This window comes from Mycobacterium sp. 1245499.0 (assembly GCF_001673615.1).
Taxonomy (GTDB): Bacteria; Actinomycetota; Actinomycetes; order Mycobacteriales; family Mycobacteriaceae; genus Mycobacterium; species Mycobacterium europaeum_A.
The window spans coordinates 1-5,360 of the sequence record NZ_LZMG01000023.1 but is presented as its reverse complement, the minus strand read 5'-3'; the positions used below and the strand labels follow the sequence as shown (position 1 = coordinate 5,360).

The window sequence follows — 5,360 nt, the reverse complement described above, 5'->3', positions numbered from 1 at the left end:
ATGGATGATCCCGACGTGGCGGCGGAATTCGTTCGCGCCCATGTGGTACGCGGGTTCGCCAGCGACCGCCCGCGCCGGCGTTGAGTGTGCGTCCACCGCCTCGGGTGTGAATCCAGGGTCTTGGGGGTGAATCCCTGGCGGTGATCCTCGGCGTGTCGCCGCCCGGTGTGCACACTCAAAGCCAACGATTCACCCGCGGTGGCCGCCGCACCTAGTGACCGCGCCGCGCGAGCGCTCGCAGGAAGAACGCCAAATTCGCGGGCCGCTCGGCCAGCCGGCGCATGAAGTAGCCGTACCACTGGGCGCCGAAGGGGACGTAGACCCGCAGCTGATGTCCGGCCGCAACCAGACGCCGTTGTTCGTCGTCGCGAATGCCATAGAGCATCTGATATTCGAATTCGGCACTGCTACGGGCTGTTTCACGCACGATGGCGGGTACCGCGCCGATGATCTGCGGGTCGTGTGTAGCCACCATCGGGTAGCCGACGCCGCCCATCAATACCGACAGGCACGCCAGATAGGAGTCGGTGACCTCGGCGGGTTTCCGGTAGGCCACCGCGGCGGGTTCGTCGTAGGCGCCCTTGCACAGCCTGACCCGGGCGCCGGAGGCCGCGAATTGGCGGCAGTCGTCCAGAGTGCGCCGCAGGTACGCCTGCAAAACCACGCCCAGCCAGGGGAATTCAGCCCGCAGGTCGCGCACCACGGACAGCGTCGACTCGGTGGTGGTGTGGTTCTCGGCGTCCACCGTCACCCACACGCCGGCCCGCCGGGCGGCGTCGCAGATCGACCACGCGTTCTCCCGGGCGATCTTTTCGCCGTCGCGCTCGAGCGACTGCCCGAGCGCGGACAGCTTGACCGAGACTTCCAGCGGCCGCACCGCATTGCCGGCCGTGTCGAGCCCACCCAACCTGTCGATCAGATCCAGGTAGGTCCGCACGGCGGCATCGGCGCCGTCCGCGTCGGCGACGTCCTCACCCAGATAGTCGACGCTGACGAAGCGACCCGAACCGCGCAGCGCGGCAACGCTGTTCAGCGCGGAATCGATCGTCTCCGCCGGGACGAAGCGCCGCACCACGCGACGGGTGACCGGGAAGCGCTCGGCGGCGCGGCGCAACCCGTCGCGGCGGCCGGCGGCCATGATCGTCGGGCGCAGCGTGGCGGCGAACAGCCCGGCCATCAGTCGGCGCCCATGTGCGGATACGTGTGGTCGGTCGCCGGGATGAAAGTCTCCTTGATGGTGCGCGCCGAGGTCCAGCGCAACATGTTCAGCATCGATCCCGCCTTGTCGTTGGTGCCCGAACCGCGGGATCCCCCGAACGGTTGGCGCCCGACGACCGCGCCGGTCGGCTTGTCGTTGACGTAGAAATTCCCGGCAGCGAACCGCAACCGGTGCTGGGCGGTCAGCACCGCCGCGCGGTCGTCGGCGATGACCGCGCCGGTCAGCGCGTACCGCGACCCGGTGTCGACGACGTCGAGGATCCGCTCGTAGTCGGCGTCGGGGTACACGTGCACCGACAGCAACGGGCCGAAGTACTCCGTCGCGAACGACTCGTCGGTCGGGTCGTCGGACAGCAGCACCGTGGGGCGCACGAAATAGCCCTCGCGGTCGTCGTATTCGCCGCCGACGGCGATGGTGACGTGCGGCGCGCCCTTGGCCCGCTCGATGGCGTCGACGTTCTTGATGAAGGCGCGCCGGTCGATCAGCGCTCCCCCGTAGTTGGTCAGGTCGGTGACGTCGCCGTAGCGCAGCGCGGCGGTCTTGCCCAGGAAGTCGTCACCCATGCGGCGCCACACCGACTGCGCGATGAAGGCCCGCGACGCCGCCGAGCATTTCTGACCCTGGTAGTCGAACGCGCCGCGAATCAACGCCGCGCACAACACATCCGGGCGCGCCGAGGCGTGGGCGACGACGAAGTCCTTGCCACCGGTCTCGCCGACCAGCCGCGGATAGCTCTGGTAGCGACCGATATTGGCGCCCACCCGCTGCCACAACTGCTGGAAGGTGGCCGTTGACCCGGTGAAATGGATGCCGGCCAGCCGCGGATCGGCCAGCGCCACATCGGAGACGGCCAACCCGTCGCCGGTCACCAGATTGATCACCCCGGGCGGTAACCCCGCCGCCTCGAGCAGTTGCATGGTGAGGTAGGCGGACAACGTCTGGGTGATCGAGGGCTTCCACACCACGGTGTTGCCCATCAGCGCCGGCGCGGTCGGCAAATTGCCCGCGATCGAGGTGAAGTTGAACGGCGTGATCGCATACACGAAGCCGTCCAGCGGGCGGTAATCGCTGCGATTCCACTCGCCCGGCCCGCTGATCGGCTGCTGGGCCAGGATCTGTTGGGCGAACGCCACATTGAAGCGCCAGAAATCGATCTGCTCGCACGGCGAATCGATCTCGGCCTGATAGACCGACTTGGATTGGCCGAGCATCGTGGCGGCGGCGATCTTCTCCCGCCAGGTACCGGCCAGCAGGTCGGCGGCGCGCAGGAACACCGCCGCACGCTCATCGAACGGCATTGCCGCCCAAGAGCTTTTCGCGGCCATCGCGGCCTCGATCGCCGCCGTCGCGTCGGCGTGCGCCGCGTTGGTCAGGGTGCCCAGCCGCGCGGCGTGCCGGTGCGGCTGAACCACATCGATGCGCTCACCGTCGCCCATCCGGTGGGCGGCGCCGATGACATGCGGCAGCTCGATCGGGTTGTCGGCCAGCAGCGCCAGTTCGGCGACAAGGCGGTCGCGTTCCGGGGAGTGCGGCGCATAGTTGTGGACCGGCTCGTTGGCCGGCATCGGGACCTGGGTTATCGCGTCCATGCTGCCAGGGTCCTCGCGCACACACCGCAAAGATTTAGCCGATCGGACAATACAGTGGGCCATCGATAGTACAATCGGACAACATGGCCGGTGTGGGTCTGGGACAGCTGCTCCTCGCGCTGGATGCGACCCTGGTGAGCCTGGTCGACGCGCCCCGGGGCCTGGACCTGCCGGTGGCATCGGCGGCGCTGATCGACAGCGACGACGTGCGGCTGGGCCTGGCGGCCGCGGCGGGTTCGGCCGACGTCTTCTTCCTGTTGGGTGTCGCCGACGACGAGGCGCTGCGCTGGATGGACAAGCAGGCGCGCGACCGCGTGCCGGCGGCCATCTTCGCCAAAGGACCGCCGGATGCTTTGGTGGCCAAGGCCGTTGCGGCCGGCTCTGCGGTGGTGGCGGTCGACCCGCGGGCCCGCTGGGAGCGGCTCTATCAGCTGGTCAACCATGTGCTCGAGCATCACGGGGACCGCGCCGACGCCATGGACGACTCGGGCACCGATCTGTTCGGGTTGGCGCAGTCGCTCGCCGACCGCATCCACGGCATGGTGAGCATCGAAAACGCTCAGTCACACGTCTTGGCGTATTCGGCGTCCAACGACGAGGCCGACGAGCTGCGCCGCCTGTCCATCCTGGGCAGGGCCGGTCCGCCCGAGCATCTCGAGTGGATCGGCCAATGGGGCATCTTCGATGCGTTGCGGTCCGGCGGTGAGGTGGTCCGCGTCGCCGAGCGGCCCGAGTTGGGGCTGCGTCCCCGGCTGGCCGTCGGGATCCACCAGCCCGCGCCCGATGCGCGGCGACCGCCGGTGTTCGCCGGAACCATCTGGGTGCAGCAGGGCTCGCAACCGCTGGCCGACGACGCCGAGGAGATGTTGCGCGGCGCCGCCGTGCTGGCCGCCCGCATCATGTCGCGGCTGGCGGCCCGGCCCTCCACCCACGCGCGGCGGGTGCAGCAACTGCTTGGCCTGGCCGACGCGGAAACCCTTGGCCACGTTGACGTGGCCGCGATCGCCCGCGAACTGGGCCTCGCCGCCGACGGCGACGCGGCCCTGATCGGCTGGGACGCGGCGGACGGCTCGCCCCGTCAGGCGCGGATCGCCGACGTCATTGCGCTGAGCGCCAGCGCTTTTCGGCGCGACGCTCAGGTCGCCTCGAACGGCGCGCGCACATATGTGCTCCTGCCCCAGACGCAGAACCGCTCGGTCGCCTCGTGGGTCCGCGGCACCATCGCCGCCATGCGCACCGAACTCGGGGTGCAACTGCGGGCGGCCATCGCCGCACCGGTCGCCGGCCTTGCCGGGGTGGGCGCGGCCCGCATCGAGGTGGACCGCGTGCTGGACAGCGCTGAGCGGCATCCGATTTCGTTCGGTCAGGTGACGTCGCTGGCCGAGGCCCGCACCACCGTCTTGCTCGACGAGATCGTCACGCTGATCGGCGGCGACGAGCGCCTGATCGATCCGCGGATCGTGGCGTTGCGCGACGACGAGCCGGTGCTGGCCGAGACGTTGCGGACCTACCTGGACGCTTTCGGTGACATCGCCGCGGCCGCGCAGGCGTTGCGGGTGCATCCCAACACGGTTCGCTACCGGGTGCGCCGGATCGAAAAATCGTTGTCGACGTCGCTGGCCGATCCCGAGGTGCGGCTGCTGTTTTCGCTGGGGCTGCGCGTCCTGAACGCGCGTTGAGCGGTCATCGCCGGGGAGCTCTCGCGCGATTAGCTCGCTTTTGGACGACGCGGATGCAACAATGCCACCCGTAAGGTGATGACGATGTAGGAAGCCGGTGCGAATCCGGCGCGGTCCCGCCACTGTCATCGGGGAGCGACCCTCAACGGCCACGGCTGAGAAGTCGGAAGGCGAGGCGAGCAGCGATCCGAGAGCCAGGACACTTGCGTCATTGCGTCCTGCGACCCGGGGCGGTGCACCCCGAGAGAGCTGCCAATCTCCATGTCTGTTCCGGCATGGGTGGCCGTTGCTGCTGCCACCACTTCGACGCCTAGCCGCGCCCGTTCTGTTGCCCCGGGAGCCGAGCCCCCCTGCTCGATCCACTTCGTCGCCCCGCCAAGAGGTTTCGGCGCGGCCGAGGGAGGCGGCCGATGACCGCCCCGATCTGGATGGCCTCCCCTCCCGAAGTGCATTCGGCGCTGCTGTGCAGCGGCCCGGGACCCGGCCCGTTGCTGGCCGCCGCGGCGGCCTGGACGTCGCTGAGCCAGGCATATGCGGAGTCGGCGGACGAGCTGGCCGCGGTGCTGGGCGCCGCGCAAGCCGGCAGCTGGGACGGCCCGAGCGCCGTGGCATACGTGACCGCGCACGCGCCGTATCTGGGGTGGTTGGTGCAGTCCAGCGCGGACAGTGCGGCCGTGGCCGCCCAACTCGACATTGCGGCCGCCGCCTACACCGCGGCGCTGGCAGCCATGCCGACGCCGCCCGAGTTGGCCGCCAACCACGCCACCCACGCGGTGTTGACGGCGACCAATTTCTTTGGCATCAATACCATCCCGATCGCGGTGAACGAATCCGACTACGCGCGGATGTGGGTCCAGGCCGCCACCGTGATGA

At 69.3% G+C, this 5,360-nt stretch carries 4 protein-coding genes, 1 pseudogene and 1 riboswitch; of the genes and pseudogenes, 3 read left to right on the top strand and 2 right to left on the bottom strand.

The window, feature by feature from the left end; translation table 11 throughout:
• Positions 1-84: pseudogene (locus tag A5646_RS28650) on the top strand (TetR/AcrR family transcriptional regulator); the annotation flags it as partial.
• 127 nt (positions 85-211) lie between these two features.
• Here the strand turns inward: A5646_RS28650 and A5646_RS00815 are convergent.
• Entirely contained in the window at positions 212-1,177 is a 966-nt protein-coding gene (locus tag A5646_RS00815; protein WP_066877724.1) for a proline dehydrogenase family protein, read from the bottom strand.
• A complete protein-coding gene (gene pruA / locus A5646_RS00810) occupies positions 1,177-2,808 on the bottom strand; it encodes an L-glutamate gamma-semialdehyde dehydrogenase (protein WP_066877722.1) in 1,632 nt (543 codons plus the stop codon). Before pruA ends, A5646_RS00815 begins: the two co-directional genes overlap by 1 nt.
• 83 nt (positions 2,809-2,891) lie before the next feature.
• On the opposite strand from pruA, the gene A5646_RS00805 reads away from it, so the two are divergent.
• Both A5646_RS00805 and A5646_RS00800 read left to right on the top strand, forming a co-directional pair.
• A complete protein-coding gene (locus A5646_RS00805) occupies positions 2,892-4,487 on the top strand; it encodes a CdaR family transcriptional regulator (RefSeq protein ID WP_067019152.1) in 1,596 nt (531 codons plus the stop codon).
• A gap of 36 nt (positions 4,488-4,523) precedes the next feature.
• A riboswitch (cobalamin riboswitch) is annotated at positions 4,524-4,713 on the top strand.
• A gap of 184 nt (positions 4,714-4,897) precedes the next feature.
• Positions 4,898-5,360: PPE family protein (locus A5646_RS00800; RefSeq protein ID WP_156765484.1), on the top strand; the 463-nt coding region annotated here is incomplete at its 3' end.